The 17,510-nt window shown below is 65.8% G+C and carries 15 protein-coding genes; 10 read left to right on the top strand and 5 right to left on the bottom strand.

Going from position 1 to position 17,510, the window contains the following annotated elements; translation table 11 throughout:
• Positions 1-83: 83 nt before the first annotated feature.
• Genes QMF22_RS05145 through QMF22_RS05155 form a run of 3 tightly spaced genes read left to right on the top strand, consistent with a single transcriptional unit; the run spans position 84 to position 2,390 of the window.
• Positions 84-1,469, top strand: coding sequence for a TrkH family potassium uptake protein (locus QMF22_RS05145; protein WP_283451068.1), 1,386 nt, complete (start codon positions 84-86; stop codon positions 1,467-1,469).
• Positions 1,462-2,160: a potassium channel family protein gene (locus QMF22_RS05150; RefSeq protein WP_283451071.1), complete on the top strand. Its 699-nt coding sequence runs from the start codon at positions 1,462-1,464 to the stop codon at positions 2,158-2,160. Before QMF22_RS05145 ends, QMF22_RS05150 begins: the two co-directional genes overlap by 8 nt.
• The gene (locus tag QMF22_RS05155) at positions 2,157-2,390 is read left to right on the top strand and encodes a putative acetyltransferase (RefSeq protein WP_283451073.1); all 234 of its coding nucleotides are present in this window, start codon (positions 2,157-2,159) and stop codon (positions 2,388-2,390) included. Before QMF22_RS05150 ends, QMF22_RS05155 begins: the two co-directional genes overlap by 4 nt.
• Here QMF22_RS05155 and QMF22_RS05160 read toward each other — a convergent pair.
• The 3 genes from QMF22_RS05160 to pdhA are packed head-to-tail and all read right to left on the bottom strand — an operon-like array spanning position 2,387 to position 5,793.
• Positions 2,387-3,694, bottom strand: a complete 1,308-nt coding sequence (locus QMF22_RS05160; RefSeq protein WP_283451075.1) for a dihydrolipoamide acetyltransferase family protein — start codon at positions 3,692-3,694, stop codon at positions 2,387-2,389. The two genes, QMF22_RS05155 and QMF22_RS05160, sit on opposite strands and share 4 nt — an antisense overlap.
• 9 nt (positions 3,695-3,703) lie before the next feature.
• The gene (locus QMF22_RS05165; protein ID WP_283451077.1) at positions 3,704-4,717 is read right to left on the bottom strand and encodes an alpha-ketoacid dehydrogenase subunit beta; all 1,014 of its coding nucleotides are present in this window, start codon (positions 4,715-4,717) and stop codon (positions 3,704-3,706) included.
• Entirely contained in the window at positions 4,717-5,793 is a 1,077-nt protein-coding gene (gene pdhA / locus QMF22_RS05170) for a pyruvate dehydrogenase (acetyl-transferring) E1 component subunit alpha (RefSeq protein ID WP_283451079.1), read from the bottom strand. The genes QMF22_RS05165 and pdhA overlap by 1 nt, the downstream gene beginning before the upstream one ends.
• Before the next feature lie 152 nt (positions 5,794-5,945).
• On the opposite strand from pdhA, the gene QMF22_RS05175 reads away from it, so the two are divergent.
• From QMF22_RS05175 to QMF22_RS05205, 7 genes are all read left to right on the top strand, one after another.
• The gene (locus QMF22_RS05175) at positions 5,946-6,656 is read left to right on the top strand and encodes a helix-turn-helix transcriptional regulator (RefSeq protein WP_283451081.1); all 711 of its coding nucleotides are present in this window, start codon (positions 5,946-5,948) and stop codon (positions 6,654-6,656) included.
• Positions 6,657-6,794: 138 nt separating this feature from the next.
• A complete protein-coding gene (locus tag QMF22_RS05180; protein ID WP_502846905.1) occupies positions 6,795-10,607 on the top strand; it encodes a nitrate reductase subunit alpha in 3,813 nt (1,270 codons plus the stop codon).
• Positions 10,607-12,268: a nitrate reductase subunit beta gene (narH, locus tag QMF22_RS05185; RefSeq protein WP_283451084.1), complete on the top strand. Its 1,662-nt coding sequence runs from the start codon at positions 10,607-10,609 to the stop codon at positions 12,266-12,268. Before QMF22_RS05180 ends, narH begins: the two co-directional genes overlap by 1 nt.
• Entirely contained in the window at positions 12,265-13,035 is a 771-nt protein-coding gene (gene narJ, locus QMF22_RS05190; RefSeq protein WP_283451086.1) for a nitrate reductase molybdenum cofactor assembly chaperone, read from the top strand. The genes narH and narJ overlap by 4 nt, the downstream gene beginning before the upstream one ends.
• The gene (gene narI / locus QMF22_RS05195) at positions 13,032-13,790 is read left to right on the top strand and encodes a respiratory nitrate reductase subunit gamma (protein WP_283451089.1); all 759 of its coding nucleotides are present in this window, start codon (positions 13,032-13,034) and stop codon (positions 13,788-13,790) included. The genes narJ and narI overlap by 4 nt, the downstream gene beginning before the upstream one ends.
• Positions 13,791-13,799: 9 nt before the next feature.
• Complete coding sequence (locus tag QMF22_RS05200; RefSeq protein ID WP_283451091.1) at positions 13,800-14,150, top strand: DUF488 domain-containing protein; 351 nt, start codon at positions 13,800-13,802, stop codon at positions 14,148-14,150.
• Positions 14,151-14,283: 133 nt separating this feature from the next.
• Entirely contained in the window at positions 14,284-15,696 is a 1,413-nt protein-coding gene (locus QMF22_RS05205) for a dicarboxylate/amino acid:cation symporter (protein WP_502846906.1), read from the top strand.
• Between the two features lie 231 nt (positions 15,697-15,927).
• Here QMF22_RS05205 and QMF22_RS05210 read toward each other — a convergent pair whose 3' ends face one another.
• Positions 15,928-16,065 (bottom strand): hypothetical protein, encoded by a 138-nt coding sequence (locus QMF22_RS05210; RefSeq protein ID WP_283451095.1) that lies wholly within the window; start codon positions 16,063-16,065, stop codon positions 15,928-15,930.
• A 94-nt stretch (positions 16,066-16,159) separates the two neighbouring features.
• Positions 16,160-17,485: an MFS transporter gene (locus QMF22_RS05215; RefSeq protein ID WP_283451098.1), complete on the bottom strand. Its 1,326-nt coding sequence runs from the start codon at positions 17,483-17,485 to the stop codon at positions 16,160-16,162.
• Between the last annotated feature and the right edge of the window lie 25 nt (positions 17,486-17,510).

Genomic DNA, 17,510 nt, shown 5'->3' on the forward strand with positions numbered 1-17,510 from the left:
ACGAGTCGGTCTGAAACGAGTAAGTTCTATGTGAACGAATCGACAACGACCCGATGTGGCACGCTCGGCGTAGAGTTGGCTGCGTGCACTCACGGGCCGTCGGCGAACGCGGCAATACAACGAAGCGGTACCGGCTGCATCCGGCGCAGGTTGTCGTGTCGGGCTTTGCGCTGACCATTCTTGGCGGCACAGCGCTGCTGACGCTGCCGAATTCCCGTGTCGGGCCCGGCGGCGCGTCCTTTCTCGAGGCACTGTTCACCGCGACGAGCGCGGTCTGCGTCACCGGGCTGACCGTCGTTGACACCGCGGTGTACTGGACGCCATTCGGTCAGATCGTCATTCTGTTGCTGATTCAGATCGGCGGGTTCGGGATCATGTCGTTCGCCTCGGTGGTGGGTTTGGCGATCGCCCGCAAGCTCTCCCTCCGATCGCGCATCACAGCGGCTGCCGAAACCAAGAGCGTCGGGCTCGAAGACGTGAAGGGGCTCGTCTTCGGCGTCGTACGCATCTCACTCGCGATCGAACTCACCGTGGCCGTATTGCTCGCGCTGCGGTTCATGCTCGGCTATGGCGAGCCCGTGGGTCGGGCCATCTGGCTTGGGGTGTTCCACTCGGTGTCGAGCTTCAACAACGCCGGTTTCGCGCTGTTCAGCGACAGCCTGATGGGTTACGCGACGGATGCCTGGATCTCCCTGCCGATCTGCGCGGCCGTCATTCTCGGTGGCCTCGGTTTTCCGGTGATCGTGCAGCTACGGCGGCAGTTGCGCAAGCGTCCGTTCAGCTGGTCGATTCGAACCTGGACCATGAACACCAGGATCGTCCTTGCCGGCACCTTTGTGCTGCTTATTCTCGGAACGGCCTATATCACCGCGGTTGAATGGTCGAATCCGAATACGCTCGGCCCGCTGGACTGGTCGGGCAAGTTGCTGGCCGGCTTCTTTCAGTCGGTGCAGACTCGTACTGCGGGATTCAACAGCGTCGACATCGGCCAGCTGGACTCCGCGAGCCTGCTCGGCATGGACGTTCTAATGTTGATCGGCGGTGGCCCGGCCGGAACCGCCGGCGGTATCAAGATCACGACGTTCGCCGTGCTGTTCTTCATCCTCTGGACTGAGGTGCGCGGCCAGGTCGCCGTCAACGTGTTCGGCAAGCGGCTCTCGCGTGCGGTGCACCGCGAGGCCATCACGATCGCCCTGCTCGCTGTCGGCGTCATCATTGCCGCCACCGCGGCACTCATGCTCATGACGGATATCTCCATGGACGCGCTGCTGTTCGAGACCATCAGCGCCTTCGCAACCGTGGGACTATCCACCGGCATTACGGCGGGGTTGCCGTGGGAGGGGCAGATAATTTTGATTCTGCTCATGTTCATCGGCCGGCTCGGACCCATCACCTTCGCCTCGGCCATAGCCCTGCGCGAGCGGCGCTCTACCTACGAGTACCCCAAAGAAAGGCCGATCATTGGCTAAATATTCGCTGTTCGGGCATCGCGACCCTTCCCGCTTGGCCGAGGCTGAGTCGGTCGTCGTCATCGGGCTGGGCCGGTTCGGCAGCGCCCTGGCCCTCGAGCTCATGAAGAGCGGCACCGAGGTGCTCGGCATCGACGGCGACGAAGAGGTCGTGCAGCTGCACAACCGCCTGCTCACCCACGTGGTTCGCGCCGATTCGACCAAGGAGGCGACCCTGCGGGAACTCGCGGTGCCGGACTTCTCCAGCGTGGTCGTGGCGATCGGCGGCGACATCCAGGCGAATATTCTCACCGCCTCACTGCTGCTCAAGCTGGGTATTCCCAACATCTGGGCTAAGGCGGTCAGCGACCCGCACGGAGAGATCCTCACCCAGCTCGGCGTCAACCACGTCATCTACCCCGAGAAGGACATGGGGCAGAGGGTAGCTCACCTGGTACGCGGCGCCATGCAGGACTACATCGAGATCGGCGTGAACTTCGCCCTGGTCAAGACGACCCCGCCGCGCGCGCTGATCGGCGTGCCCCTCGGTCAGGCCAAGGTGCGTGCGCGCTACGGCATCACCGTCACGGCGTTTCACCGGCCCGGCGCTGGCTGGAGCTACACCTCGCTCGACACCGTGATCGAAGAAGGCGACATCATCCTCATCGCCGGCGAATCGGCGCGGGTCGAAGAGTACAGCCTCATGCGATGACCTCGCCCGTCGCCTTTCTGGCGGACGCCCCGCTCGGCACCAGGCTCGTCGTGCGCACCCGCATCCCGGGTGGTTACACCGACGCGCTGGGCTTTCTGCGCGGCCGCACCGCGGCATCCGTTTCGGTGGAAACCAAGCGCGGCCTGGTTACGCTCGCGATGGCCGACGTCGTGGCTGCGAAAGAGGTGCCGCCGGCGCCCGAGCCGCGCGGGCGGCGCGGCCCGGGCTAGAGAACGATGCGCAGCGGCTCCTCGAGCAGGGTCGTCAGGTCGCGCAGGAACGCGGCGGCGACGGCTCCGTCGAGTACCCGATGGTCGACGGTCAGGGTGATCTTGACCATGGGCACCGACACGAGCACGCCGTCACGCACGGCGGGCACGTCGCTGGCCGCACCGATCGCCAGGATGCCAGCTTCGGGCGGGTTGAGCACGGCGGTGAACGAGTCGATCCCGAACATGCCGAGGTTGCTGATGGTGAAGGTTCCGCCCGACATCTGGGCGAGCGACAGGCCGCCCGTGCGTGCCAGACCGGCCAGGGCGCGCGTCTCGGTGGCAATGGCGGCGAGCGACTTCTGGTCGGCATCGGCGACGACCGGCACCAGTAGTCCGTCATCGGTGGCGACCGCCACGCCCACGTTGACGTGCTGGTGACGCAAAATGACTCCGTCGCCCCAGGATGCGTTCACCTCGGGGTGCGCGCGCAGTGCGACCGCGCTGGCCCGCACGAACAGGTCGTTCAGGCTGACCTTGCTGCCGAGCGTCTCAAGCGACTTGTTCACGTCGGCGCGGAAGGCGACGAGCCGCTCCACATTGACCACGCTGGTGAGGAAGAAGTGCGGCACGGCCTGGCTTTCGGTGAGTCGACGGGCCGTGACAGCGCGGATGCGGCTGACCGGCACGGAGACCGAGTCGGTCGAACCGGCGGCCGGCGCTGGTGCTGCCGCTGGTGCTGCGGCGGGAGCGGCCGGTGCCGAAGCGGATGCTGCGGCCTCCTGCGCGACGATGGCCGCGTCGACGTCGGTGCGGGTGATCCGGCCCTGCGGCCCGGTGCCCGCGATGGTGTGCAGGTCGATGCCGTGCTCGCGGCCGATCTTGCGCGCCAGCGGCGACGTGCGCAGCTCGCCGGTTGACGCCGGGGCGGCGGGCGTTGCCGACGCGGGTGCCACGACGGCGGGCGTTGCCGGGGCGGAAACGGCGGCGGTGGGCTCGGCCGCAGCATCCGCTACCGGAACTGTGGTTGCAGCGGGGGCAGCGCTCGCAGCTGGAGCTGCGGGCGCGGCGCTCTCCTCGACAATGTTGCTGCCGTCGCCGATGCGGGCGACCGGGGCGCCGATCGGCACGAGCGCGCCGGCAGAGACGAGCAACTGCTCGAGAATGCCGTTGTCGAAGGCCTCGAGGTCCATCGTTGCCTTGTCGGTTTCAATCTCGGCGAGTACGTCGCCCTTGTGGATCTCGTCGCCGACCTGCTTCATCCAGCGGCTGAGTTCGCCCTCTTCCATGGTGTCGGAGAGGCGGGGCATGATGACGTCGGGCATAGCCGGCTCCTACTTGTCGTTCGATGAAATGTTGAGGACTTCGCGCACAACCCTGGCGAGGTCGGCTGCGCTCGGCAGTGCGGCCTTCTCGAGGGCCTTGGCGTAGGGCAACGGCACCTCCGCGGCGGCAACGCGACGAACCGGGGCGTCGAGAAAGTCGAAGGCTCCCTCGCCGATGGTCGCCGAAATCTCGGCGCCGATACCGTAGCTGAGCCAGTCGTCTTCGAAGACCACGGCGTGACCGGTCTTACGAACGGACGCGCAGATGGTGTCGCGGTCGAGCGGCCGCAGGCTGCGCAGGTCGACGACCTCGATCGAGAGGCCCTCGCCTTCGAGCTGATGCGCCACCTCGAGGGCGGTCGTGGTGCCGCGGGAGTAGCTCACGATCGTGAGGTCGGTGCCGGTTTTGACGACGGCGGCCTTGCCGATCTCGGCGACCTGTTCGCCGTCTGGCACCTCGCCCTTGGCGCTGTACAGCGAAAGGTTTTCCAGAAAGATCACCGGGTCGTCGTCGCGAATGGCGGCGGTGAGCAGCGCTTTCGCGTCGGCCGGGGTCGACGGGGCGACCACCTTGAGTCCGGGAATGTGCGCGTACCAGACCTCGAGGTTCTGCGAGTGGGTGGCGGCGAGCTGCTGGCCGCCACCGCCAGGCATGCGAATGACCAGCGGAATCGAGACCTGGCCGGCGAACATCGACCGCATCTTGGCCGCGTGGTTCACGATCTGGTCGATCGCGATGAGGCTGAAGTTGATGGTCATGATCTCGACCACGGGCCGCATGCCGAGCATCGCGGCGCCGAGGGCGGCGCCGACGAAGCCCTCTTCGGCGATCGGGGCGTCGAGGACCCGCTCGGGCCCGAAGTCTTCGAGCAGCCCCGCGGTGATCTTGTAGGACCCCTCGAACACCCCGATCTCTTCGCCGACCAGAAAGACCTTCTCGTCGCGTTCGAGCTCGGCGCGCAGGGTCTCGTTCAGGGCCTGGCGGTAGGTGATCGTGCGGGAAGTATTCACAGTTTCAGTCATCACAGTGCGTCCATAACGGGTTCTCCGGGCAAGGCGGCTGGCGCATTCGCCACCGGGGTTGCGTAGACATATTTGAACAGGTCGGCGACGTCGGGCTCGGGGCTACCATCGGCGAACACGACCGCCTCGGATACGCGCGCGTCGGCAGCGTCGTCGATGGCGGCGGCATCCGCTTCGCTGAGCACGCCGGAAGCGATCAACTCGGCGCGAAAACTCGGTACCGGGTCGGACTGCTGCGCGATCGTCGTGTCTTCGCTCGAGCGGTAGCGAGCCGGGTCGACCACTGAGTGGCCGCGCAGTCGGTAGCACATGACCTCGAGCAGCACCGGCTGGCGCGACTCGCGGGCCTGCTTGAGAGCGTCGCGGGCGGCGTCGCGCACGGCGAGCACGTCGTCGCCGTCGACCCGAATGCCGGGCATACGGTACGACGCGCCGCGCTTGTACAGATCGGGTTCAGCGGATGCCTTCTCCACCGTCGTTCCCATGCCGAGGCCGTTGTTGACGATCACGTAGACGATCGGCAGTTTCCACAGTCCGGCCAGGTTGAGCGATTCGTGGAACGCTCCGATGTTGGTTGTGCCGTCGCCGAGCAGGCACATTACCGCTGCAGCGTCTGGGCCGGCCGCTTCCTGAAATTTCAAGGCGAGCGCGGCGCCGGTGGCCGGGGGAATCTGCCCGCCGACAATGCCGTAGCCGCCGAACAGGCGCGTTTCTTCGTCGAACAGGTGCATCGAGCCGCCGCGTCCGCCGGAGACGCCGGTGACCTTGCCGAACAGCTCGGCCATGACACGTTCGGGCGCAAGGCCGCGGAGCAGCGCGTAACCGTGGTCGCGGTAGCCGGTGAACAGGTAATCGCGGGCCTCGATCGCGGCCATCAGGCCGACCACCGTGGCCTCTTCGCCAAGATTCAGGTGGCAGTAGCCGCCGATTTTGGCCCGTGCATACATCTCGCTGGAGCGCAGCTCGAAGGCCCGCACCAGCGACATCCGTTCGTAATAGTCACGCAGGGTGTCAGCGGGTTCACCACCCGTTGACTCGACTACTGCCTTCGGTCGCGTGCGGGCTTTTGCCGCCATGTGGTCCCACTTCCTGCGTGTTTCGTTTGTTAAGACTATTGCTTTGTGCTGAATATTTTCCTTTCTAAGCGGTCAGCGGAAGGATCCGCGGGAGAGTTGGGGTGAATTCGCGAATTCTGCGGCTGCCCACAAGGGGGGCACATAATGGAGTCATGGCCGCCCAACCCCCGAGTTACAAAACGCTCGCCAGTCTGAGCCGCATGAACTTGCTCTACCAGCTCCAAAGCCGCGGAACAATGACGGTGAACGACCTCGCCGAAGCCGCCGGCCTGCACCCCAACACCGCCCGCGAACACCTCGACCGGCTGATCAACGATGGGTTCGTCACCTGTGCGCCCGAAGCTCGTGACAGCAAGGGTCGCCCAAAGATGCTGTACAGCGCTGCCGGCGGGGTCAGCACCGAACTGGGTTCTATTCGCGCCCGAAAGATTGCGGCAGCGCAGGAGCGCGCCGACCAGCTGCGACGGATGCTGCCGCATCTTCCCGTCGGCCAGAGCGCGTTGGCCGGCTGCTCCGGCCCGGCCGCCCAGCGGCAGCTCGATGCCCTCGACGACCACCTCGACCAGGCCGGCTTCGACGCGAGCGTCGCCGCGAGCGGCGAACAGCTCAACCTGCGCGACTGCCCGTACTCCGCGATGGTCAAGGACCACCCGGAGGTCTGCGGAGTGCACTATCGCCTGATCCAGGGCGTGCTCGAACAGGCCGACGGCCCGCTGCGCGCGATCGGCCTGAACCTCATCGACGCCCCGCACCTCTGTGTGATCGACGTCGTCGCCATCCCCGCGCCGAGCGACGCCAGCGACGGCGCGAGCGACGACGTGTCCGCTGCGCGGGCGCCGGGCGCCGTCGTCTCGCCTGCCTGAGGGCCTGCTCGCGCGAGATCTCGCCTGCCTGAGATGGCATCTCGCGTGCGCGAGAAAGCACGCGGAACATTATTCACGGTGGTTTGCGGTTGTCGGCGTGTGAGCCAGCGGCTTAGCTCGTTCTGAGGGTGAGTGCCGATGTGGCAGTGCCCGCACAAGCAAGGGACAGCCGTGAACAAGCGCACCAGTACCACCGGCAGCAAGCCCGGCACCAGCAAACCCGGCACCAGCAAACCCGGCACAGACGGCCCGGTCGCCGACTCGCTGCTGAAACTCGGTCGCTTTCTGCGCCGCGGCGAGACCAGCGAAGACCTGCGCAGCGTGTTCAAGACCGGCGGTCGCGCCGCCGACGCGTTCTACCGGGACCGCTGGACCCACGACAAAGAGGTGCGCTCGACCCACGGCGTGAACTGCACCGGCAGCTGCTCCTGGAAGGTGTACGTCAAGGACGGCATCATCACCTGGGAAACCCAGCAGACCGACTATCCGAGCGTCGGCCCCGATTCACCCGAGTACGAACCGCGCGGCTGCCCTCGCGGCGCCGCTTTCAGCTGGTACACCTACTCACCCACCCGGGTGCGCTACCCCTACGTGCGCGGCGTACTGCTGAACCTCTACCGCGAGGCCAAGGCTCGCCTCGGCGACCCGGTGCTGGCCTGGGCCGAGATCACCGGCAACCCAGAGACCGCACGCCAGTACAAGAGCGCCCGCGGCCAGGGCGGCCTCGTGCGCGCCAGCTGGGACGAAGCCGCCGAAATCGTCGCCGCCGCCCACGTGCACACCATCAAGCAATACGGCCCAGACCGGGTCGTCGGCTTCAGCCCGATTCCGGCCATGTCGATCGTGTCGCAGGGCGTCGGCAACCGATTCATCTCTCTGCTCGGCGGCACCATGCTCTCGTTCTACGACTGGTACGCCGACCTGCCGGTGGCGAGCCCGCAGGTGTTCGGCGACCAGACCGACGTGCCGGAATCGGCCGACTGGTGGAACTCGAGCTACCTCATCATGTGGGGCTCCAACGTTCCCGTCACTCGCACCCCGGACGCCCACTTCATGGTCGAGGCCCGTTACCGCGGTCAGAAGGTCATCACGGTCTCGCCCGACTACGCCGACAACTCCAAGTTCGCCGACGAGTGGCTGGCCGTGCATCCCGGCACCGACGGCGCCCTCGCCCTGGCCATGGGCCACGTCGTGCTCAAGGAGTTTCTGGTCGACCGTCGCACCCCGCGCTTTGTCGAATATATGAAGAAGTTCAGCGACTCCTCCTACCTGATCGCGCTCACCCCGCGCCAGGACGCCTGGGTTCCCGGCAAGTTTCTGACGGCCGACGCGCTGCCCGGCACCGACGCATCCGTTTCGAGTGCTGCGTTCAAGACAGTCATGCTCGACGAAAACGGCGAGGCGTTCGTACCGAACGGGTCGATCGGGCACCGGTTCAGCGAGGCCGACAAGGGCAAATGGAACCTCGACCTCGAAGGCCGCGACCCGCTGCTCTCCATAGCGGATGCCCCCGACTACGACGGCAGAACTGTCGCCATCGACCTGCCCCGCTTTGACGAAACGCCAGGCGCCGACAGCCCCGGCGAGCAGCACGCCGGCGCCGCCGGCATTGTGCGCCGCGGAGTGCCGGTGCGCGTTGTCGCCGGCGTGCTCGTGACGACGGTGTTCGACCTGCTGCTCGCGCAGTACGGCGTCGGTCGTCCGGGTCTGCCGGGCGAATGGCCCACCGGCTACGACGACGCCTCCACCCCCGGTACGCCAGCCTGGCAGGAGGAGATCACCTCGGTGCCATGGCAGGCTGCCGCGCGTATCGGCCGCGAATTCGCCCAGAATGCCGAGGACTCCGAGGGGCGCTCGATGATTCTGATGGGTGCAGGCACCAACCATTGGTTCCACTCGGACACCATCTACCGCGCCTTTCTCGCGCTCACCACCATGACCGGCTGCCAGGGCGTCAACGGCGGCGGCTGGGCTCACTACGTCGGCCAGGAAAAGGTGCGCCCGCTCACCGGGTACGGTCAGTACGCGTTCGGCCTGGACTGGGTGCGACCGCCGCGCCAGATGATCGGCACCGGTTTCTTCTACCTCGCCACCGACCAGTGGCGCTACGACGGCCTGAGCGCCGACACCCTCGCCAGCCCGCTCGGCACCGGGATCTTCAAGGGCCGCACCACCGCCGACACCATGGTCGAATCGGCCAAGCGCGGCTGGATGCCGAGCTACCCCACCTTCAACCGCAACTCGCTCGACCTGGTTGACGATGCCGTCGCGGCTGGACAGGAACCCGCCGAATACGTCGTCGATTCTCTGAAGGACGGCTCGCTTGAGTTCTCCTGCGAAGACCCCGACGCGCCAGAGAACTTTCCGCGGGTGCTCGTGGTGTGGCGGGCCAACGTGCTCGGTTCCTCGGGCAAGGGCAACGAGTACTTTCTCAAACACCTGCTCGGGGCGCCCTCTGCCGTACGTGCCGTCGAATCGATGCCGGCTCGCCGCCCGAAGACCATGAAGTGGCACGAGAGCGCGCCGGAAGGCAAGCTCGACCTGCTCGTCACGAGCGACTTCCGCATGACCTCGACGACGATCTATAGCGACGTGGTCTTGCCGCCGGCCACCTGGTACGAGAAGAACGACCTGTCGACGACGGACATGCATCCGTTCATTCACTCGTTCAACCCTGCGATCGCCCCGCCGTGGCAGGCCAAGACCGACTTCGACATCTTTCACGTGCTCGCCGCCAAGATCTCGGAGATGTCGGTGAAGCACCTCGGCGTGCGCAAGGACCTCGTCGCAGCGCCGCTCGCGCACGACACCCCAGACGGCATGGCGACCCCGCACGGAACCGTGCTGAATGACCAGCCGCTGATTCCCGGGGTCACCATGCCGAAGCTCGTCGTGGTGGAACGCGACTATCCGTCGTTCGCCGCGCAGCTCGGTGCGCTCGGTCCGCTCACCGAAAAACTCGGCATGGTCACCAAGGGCGTGAAATTCAACCCCGACGTGGAGGTCGCCTACCTCGGTAAGAAGAACGGCCTGGTTACGAGTGGTCCGGCCGCCGGGCGCCCGCGCCTGTCGACCGCGATCCACGCCTGCGAAATGGTGCTCGCCCTCTCGGGAACGACCAACGGCCGCCTCGGCACCCAGGGTTTTCGGCAGCTCGAGGAACGCACCGGCGTCAAGCTCGCCCAGCTGGCCAGCGACAACGAGGGCCGACGCTTCAGCTACCCGGATGTGCAGGGTGCGCCGGTCCCGGTGCTCACCTCCCCGGAATGGTCGGGTTCGGAGCACGGTGGTCGCCGTTACAGCGCCTTCACCATCAACGTCGAACATTTGAAGCCGTGGCACACCCTCACCGGTCGCCAGCACTTCTATCTCGACCACGACTGGATGATCGAGCTCGGCGAACAGCTGCCCATCTTTCGCCCGCCGCTCGACATGCACCGACTGTTCGACGACTCGATCGTCGGCGCCACCAGCAAGACCCCGACCGGTCGAGCCGAGGTTGCGGTGCGCTACCTGACGCCGCACTCGAAGTGGTCGATCCACTCCGAATACCAGGACAACCTGCTCATGCTCTCGCTGTCCCGCGGCGGCCCCACCATCTGGATGAGCCCGCAGGACGCCGACAAGATCGGCGTGCGCGACAACGAGTGGATCGAATCGTACAACCGCAACGGCGTCGTCGTGGCGCGGGCGATTGTCTCGCATCGCATGCCGGAAGGCACGGTGTACATGTACCACGCGAAGGATCGCACCATCAACGTGCCGGTTGCCGAAACCAGCGGTATGCGCGGCGGTACCAACAACTCGCTCACCCGCATCCTTCTGAAACCCAGCCACCTGATTGGCGGCTACGCCCAGCTGTCCTTCGCCTTCAACTACCTCGGCCCGACCGGGAACCAACGCGACGAGGTCACCGTGATTCGTCGTCGCAGCCAGAAAGTGGACTACTAATGCGTGTCATGGCCCAGATGTCGATGATCATGAACCTCGACAAGTGCATCGGGTGTCACACCTGCTCGGTCACCTGCAAGCAGGTCTGGACCAACCGCACCGGCGTCGAATACGCCTGGTTCAACAACGTAGAGACGCGGCCCGGAATCGGCTACCCGCGCGAGTACGAAAACCAAGAAAAGTGGAAGGGCGGCTGGGTGCGCAATAAGCGCGGCCGCTTGCAACTAAAGGCCGGCGGGCGGCTGAAGAAGCTTTCGCAGATCTTCAACAACCCCAACCTGCCGCAGATCGACGACTACTACGAACCGTGGACCTACGACTACGACATGCTCACCACCGCCCCGGCCGGCACGCAGAGCCCGGTCGCCCGCCCGAAGTCGCTGCTGACCGGCCAGAATATGGACATCAAGTGGTCGGGTAACTGGGACGACAACCTCGGCGGGTCGCAGGAGACCGCGGCCCAGGACCCGATTCTCGCCACCATGAGCGAGCACGTGAAGATGGAGTTCGAAGAGACCTTCATGTTCTACCTGCCGCGCATCTGCGAGCACTGCCTCAATCCAGCCTGCGTCGCGGCCTGCCCCTCCGGCGCCATGTACAAGCGTGAAGAAGACGGCATCGTGCTCGTGGACGAAGACGGATGCCGCGGCTGGCGCATGTGCGTTTCCGCCTGCCCCTATAAGAAGGTGTACTTCAACCACAGAACGGGCAAGGCCGAGAAGTGCACGCTCTGCTACCCGTTGATCGAGCAGGGTAAGCCCACCATCTGCTCCGAAACCTGTGTCGGACGTCTGCGTTACCTTGGCCTCATGCTGTACGACGCCGATGCAGTGCTCGCCGCAGCCTCGATCGAAAACGATCAGGACCTGCTTGACGCCCAGCGTGCGTGTTTTCTCGACCCGTTCGATCCCGAGGTCATCGCCGCCGCCAAGGCGGAGGGCATGGCCGATGACTGGATCGAAGCCGCCCAGAACAGCCCCATCTACAAGCTCATCTCCGAGTACGAGATTGCGCTGCCGCTGCACCCGGAATACCGCACCATGCCGATGGTCTGGTACATCCCGCCGCTCTCGCCCGTGGTCGACGTCGTGAGTAACTCCGGCAGCGACGGCGAAGACGCGCGCACCCTGTTCGCCGCGATCGACAAGCTGCGCATCCCGGTGGAATACCTCGCCGGACTGTTCTCAGCCGGCGACGTCGTTCCGGTCGAACTGTCACTGCGCAAGCTCGCCGCGATGCGCGCCTACATGCGCGACCTCAACCTCGGTAACGAGCCCGACGAGCGCATTCCGAACGCTGTCGGCATGACCGGTGAGAGCATCCAGGCCATGTATCGGCTGCTCGCGATCGCCAAATACGAAGACCGCTACGTCATTCCGAAGGCGCACGTCGAGACCGCGCGCGAGCTCGAAGAACTCGGCTGCTCGCTCGACACCGACGGCGGCCCCGGCATGGGCGGGCCCGGTTCTGCTGGGCACAGCGGCCCGTACGGCAACACTGTGGGGATGCCGCTCGGCGCCACGGTCGACAATTACAACCAGATGCGCGGTGAGGCCGGTACCCCGACGACTCCGGGCCGGGTCAACCTGCTCAACTGGAACGGCGGAGGCGTACCCCAGGGCATGTTCCCGCCGGCAGCGGATGCCGGGAGCGCGGCATGAGCACCGCCACCCGACAGCCCGCCACCCGCCTCGGAGCTGCCGGCATTGCGGGAGCCGTCGCGGCGCGCCTGAACTTCGGCTTTCGGGCACCCAAGATCGCTCCGCGAGCGATCGCGGCCGTTCCGATGACGCCCGAGCAGGGTGTCATCGCGCACATGGCGGCGTCCATTCTGCTCGACTACCCGACGCCCCAGCGACGCGCGCAGTTTGCGCTGGTGGAAGCATCCGTTGTGGATCTGCCCGGCGAGCTGCACAGCAGCTTTGACGCGTTCTTTCGGGCCGTGAACACGCGCAGCCAGCAGCAGCTCGAGACGCACTTCACCGCGACCTTCGACCTGAAACGCAAGTGCTGCCCGTACCTCACCTACTACGCGGCGGGCGATACCCGTCGCCGCGGCATGGCGCTCGTGCGATTTGTGGAGGCATACCGCGCGGCCGGCTGGCAGGTTGATGCCGATGAGCTGCCCGACTACCTGCCGATGGTGCTCGAGTTCTCGGCGCTGTCCGACTCACCGATCGCGCAGGAACTGCTCGCGGCGCACCGTGACGGCATCGAAGTGCTGCGCTCCGCCCTGGAGAAGTTCGACAGCCCCTACGCCCATCTGGTGGAGGCGGTGTGCCTGTCGCTGCCGCTGATCGACGACGAGACCCGCGAACGCTACCTCGACCTCGTGAACGAGGGGCCGCCGACCGAGACGGTCGGCATGACCTACCTCGGCAATCTGAAGCCGTTTTCCGCGCACACCAACGAGGATGTCAGCCGATGACCGCCTGGGATTACCTGCTCTGGGTGGCCTTTCCCTACGCCGCCACGGGCGTTTTCGTGGTGGGGCACCTGCTGCGCTACCGCTACGACCAGTTCGGCTGGACCAGCCGGTCGAGTCAGACCTACGAGAACCGCCTGCTGCGCTGGGGCTCGCCCATGTTCCACTACGGCATTCTCATGGTCATCGGCGGGCACGTCGTCGGCCTGTTCATTCCCAAGCCGTGGCTGGAATTCTTCGGCGTGACCGAGCATATGTACCACCTCGGCGCCACCTGGCTCGGCAGTTTCGCCGCGGTACTCACGGTGGCCGGGCTGGCCATCTTGATCTACCGGCGCCGCCTGACGAAAAGGGTGCTGCTGGTTACGACCGTGATGGACAAGGTCATGTACGTGTTCCTGGCCGGCACCATCGCATTCGGCACGACCGCCACGGTGCTCTATCAAATCTTCGGCGGCGGCTACGACTATCGCGGGTCGATCTCCCCGTGGATCCGCTCGCTGTACAGCTTTCAGCCCGACCCGTCGCTCATGAGCGACGTGCCGTTCTTCTTTCAGTTGCACGTGCTCACCGCCACGACGTTGTTTCTGCTCTGGCCGTTCACCCGGCTGGTGCACGTGTTCTCGGCGCCGCTCGGCTACCTCGTGCGCCCTTACGTGGTTTATCGGTCGCGGGATAACCCCCGCGGTGCCGGGGCGCGCCCACCGCGTCGCGGCTGGGAGAAGAGCGAACGCCCGCTCGAGCGTTCGCGCCGGTAGTCTTTTTTCATGGTGCGTATCAAGAGGGCCTACGAGGCGGCATCCGCTTCGGATGGATGCCGGGTACTGGTTGATCGACTCTGGCCGCGCGGGGTCTCGAAGGAGCGCGCCCAGCTCGACGAATGGTTGAAGGAGGTCGCGCCGTCGCCTGCACTACGCGCTTGGTGGAACCACGACCCGGAGCGCATGCACGAGTTCGCGCTGCGCTATCGGGCCGAGCTCGATTCTGTGGCTGAGACCCAGGTGGCGGTCGCCGCGTTGCGGGCGCTCGCCGCCGCCGGCATCACGACCCTGATCTACGGTGCTAAGGACCCACAGGTGAATCACGCGCGAGTGCTGGCGGAGTACCTCGCGGAGTAGGGTCTGACAACCAACCGGAATAGTGCGCCCCCATTCAGGCTTGCACCTAGAGCCGCCCGCATGCGGCGCTCCCTTCGACGTGCTCCCTGCAGCTCCCGGGGCACGGAGCGACCACGCGTGCGCGGCACCACGAATGACAATAGAAAGTGTCGTACCAGTGACTTCAGCAGCGCGCGTCAGCACCGTCGGCAGCAGGATCCCTCAGTGGGCACGTTCCTTCGGCGTGCAGATCATCGCCGCGCTGATCATCGGCCTGGGCCTCGGGCTGCTCGCCAAATACTCCGGCAGCACCCAAGAGAACCCGACTGGCCTCGGCGCAACCCTGAAAATCATCGGGTCGAGCTACGTCTCACTGCTGCAGGCCGCTGTCGTGCCGCTGATCTTCACGGCCGTGGTCAGCTCCATCGCCAATCTGCGCCAGGTGTCGAACGCGGCCAAGCTGGCCTGGAACACGCTGCTCTGGTTCGCCATCACAGCGCTCGTAGCCGTCATGATCGGCATTGGCCTGGGCGTGCTGATCCGACCGGGAGCCGGAACCGGCATGGCTGAAAGCGGCGAGTACTCCGGCCGGACCGGCGACTGGTGGGCCTTCCTGATCGGGCTGTTCCCGAAGAACTTCCTCGGCCTCGGAGCGTCGACAAGCGTCGTCGACGGCACCGCGACCACCAATATCAGCTTCAACGTTCTGCAGATTCTGGTCATCGCCATCGTCGTGGGTATCGCCGCGCTGAAGGTCGGCAAGTCGGCCGAACCCTTCCTCAACCTGAACGCATCCGCTCTAGTGGTCATTCAGAAGGTGCTCTGGTGGATCATTCGCGTCGCACCGCTCGGCACGATCGGCCTGATCGGCAACGCTGTCGCGGTCTACGGCTGGGACACCATGGGATCGCTCGGCAAGTTCGCGGTGACCATTTACATCGGCCTGGTGCTGGTTCTCTTCGTGGTCTACCCGATTCTGATCAAATCCCACGGCCTGTCCGTGAAGCAGTATTACTCCGGCGTGTGGCCGGCCGTGCAGCTGGCCTTCGTGTCGCGCTCCTCCATCGGCACCCTGCCGCTGACCCAGCGCGTGACCGAGCGCAGCCTCGGTGTGCCCCGCGCCTACGCTTCCTTCGCCGTTCCGCTCGGAGCGACGACCAAGATGGACGGCTGCGCCGCCATCTACCCCGCTGTCGCCGCCATCTTCGTGGCCCAGTTCTTCGGTATTCAGCTCGACCTCACCCAGTACCTGCTGATCGTGCTCGTCTCGGTGCTGGGAAGCGCTGCGACCGCCGGCACCACCGGCGCCGTCGTGATGCTGACGCTGACCCTCTCCACCCTGGGCCTGCCGTTGGCCGGGGTTGGCCTGCTGCTGGCCATCGACCCGATCATCGATATGGGCCGCACCGCCGTCAACGTCGCCGGTCAGGCGCTCGTGCCCACCATCGTGGCGAAGCGTCAGGGCATCCTCGACGAGAAGCTCTACAACGCGCCGCGCACGTCGCAGCCGTTCACGGACGATGCCGTGGAATCGACTCCGAGCGAGCTGGTAGACGAGAAGGCGTAGCTCGGTCCCGGCCGCTTCACACTGCGCGGGAGGTCCGCCGATGCGCGGGACTTCGGATCTGGCCAGAAGTCCAGCGCTTCGCGTCGCGCTGGACTTGCGCCAGTGCGTGCGAGTTGCGCCTCCCGCGCGGCGGCGCAACTCCCGCGCGACCGCCAACTGGCTGTCGCGGGACTCGCGCTGTCGCTTGTGGCGGGCGGTGGCGGATGCCCCGAGCGGCACCTGCGCGCCGGCTCAGCTCGGCGAGACCACAGTGTCGCAGCGCCAACACGGCGCGGGCAGTTCGCCGGAAACGTAGGCGCCGCACTCGGGGCAGACTTGCTCGAGCCAGCAGACCGGGTCGCCGCCGATCGGTTCGTCAGATCTGGTCATCGTTGACCTCCTCGTTTCAGTATGACCCTCTGCGGGCAGGAAAAAACCCGAAGCCCCCGCTGGAGGAGGAGGGACTTCGGGTGGGCGTCGAGCGTCAGCTCGGGTTGGGTGCGCCGGGTCGTGCGTAGTAAAACCAGGCCAGCCCGGTGCAGAACAGGCAGAACACCGAGCAGCCGATGAAGAAGGCGGTCGGGCTCATCGCGGTGAGGGCCATACCAACGATGAAAGGTCCGAAGGCGGCGATCGAGGCTGTCCAGCCGATTGCTCCACCGGCCTGCCGCTTGGGGAAGATCATCGGCATCTGCTTGAAGGTTCCCGCGTTGGCCAGTCCGGAGAAGAAGAAGATGATGAGCATGCCGGTGAGAAAACCGTAGAACTCGTCGACGCTCGTCGGGGTGAGAAAGAACACCGTGACGATCGTGCCGACGGTCATGCCGGCGCCGCCGACGAAGGTGAAGATTGCGCCGCCGAACCGGTCGCAGAGCGGACCGCAGGCTGCGCGCACCAACGCACCGACGACGGGGCCGATGAAGGCGAAGGCGAGCGGGTTGGGCGCATCCGGAAAGTCGCCGTAGACGTTGAGAATGATCAGCCCCATTTGCGCGGCGAGGCCGCTGAACGCGCCGAAGCTCATGAGGTAGATGGCGGTCATGATCCAGGTGTGCTTGACCTTGAAGATGTCGAGCTGCTGCCGAAAATTAGCCTTGATCGGCACGCGGCGCAGAAAGACGAGTGCGAGGATGATCGCGAGGATCACCCACGGCACCAACACGAGTCCGCCGTTGTGCAGCCAGACCAGTTCACCGTTGGAGTCGCTCTCCGGGGTGAGAGCTGCGGTGCCGAGCAGTCCGAAACCGACCACCCACGGGGTGAGCAGCTGGATCAGGCCGATACCGAAGTTGCCCAGCCCTGCCTGCAGGCCGAGGGCGGTTCCGGCGAGGCGCTTGGGGAAGAAATAGCTGGTGGAGGCCATGAACCCCGAGAAACTCCCGCCGCCGACGCCCGCGGCAAACGAGAGCGCGAGCAGCACCCAGTAGGGGGTGGAGGTATCGCGAGCGACGAGCGTCCAGCCGATCATCGGCAGCAGCAGCAGGGCACTCGCCAAAACAACGAGGGTGCGGGTTCCGAGCATCGGGGGCAGGAACATGAACACGAGCCGCAGTAACCCCGCAGCGAGGCCCGGCAGCGCAACCAGCCAGTACAGCTGGGTGGTGCTGAGGTCGAAGCCGATGTCATTGAGTCGCGGGGCGATCGCGCTGACCAGATACCAGGCCGCGAAGGCGAGGGTCATGCTGAAAGTCGTGATCCACAGGGTGCGCCAGGCGAGGTGCGAGTCCCACGTTTCTTCATGTTCCGGATCCCAGTTGGAGAGGTCCGGCTTCAGCGTGGACGTGACGCGTGGTGGTGAGACGGTTGACATGGTTTCCTCGGCTGCCTGGTCGGGC

It is taken from the genome of Cryobacterium sp. PH31-L1, assembly GCF_030063145.1.
GTDB lineage: Bacteria > Actinomycetota > Actinomycetes > Actinomycetales > Microbacteriaceae > Cryobacterium.